The organism is Lelliottia sp. F153, assembly GCF_002870005.1.
GTDB lineage: Bacteria > Pseudomonadota > Gammaproteobacteria > Enterobacterales > Enterobacteriaceae > Enterobacter > Enterobacter nimipressuralis.
In genome coordinates this window covers 1-329 of sequence record NZ_PKFT01000022.1, presented here as the reverse complement: position 1 = coordinate 329, position 329 = coordinate 1, and the positions used below count along the sequence as shown (strand labels likewise).

Here is a 329-nt window from a genome sequence, read left to right as displayed (position 1 = left end):
TTCCACTAACACACGCGCTGATTCAGACTCTGGGCTCCTCCCCGTTCGCTCGCCGCTACTGGGGGAATCTCGGTTGATTTCTTTTCCTCGGGGTACTTAGATGTTTCAGTTCCCCCGGTTCGCCTCATGCCACTATGTATTCATGACATGATAGTGTGTCGGAACACACTGGGTTTCCCCATTCGGGTATCGCCGGGTCAAAGGTTCATATCACCTCGCCGACGCTTATCGCAGATTAGCACGCCCTTCATCGCCTCTGACTGCCAGGGCATCCACCGTGTACGCTTAGTCGCTTAACCTCACAACCCGAAGATGTTTCGTAAAACATC

At 53.2% G+C, this 329-nt stretch carries 1 rRNA gene; it reads right to left on the bottom strand.

From position 1 onward, the window contains the following. Positions 1-299, bottom strand: a 23S ribosomal RNA gene (locus F153LOC_RS21470); the annotation flags it as partial. Positions 300-329: the final 30 nt, after the last annotated feature.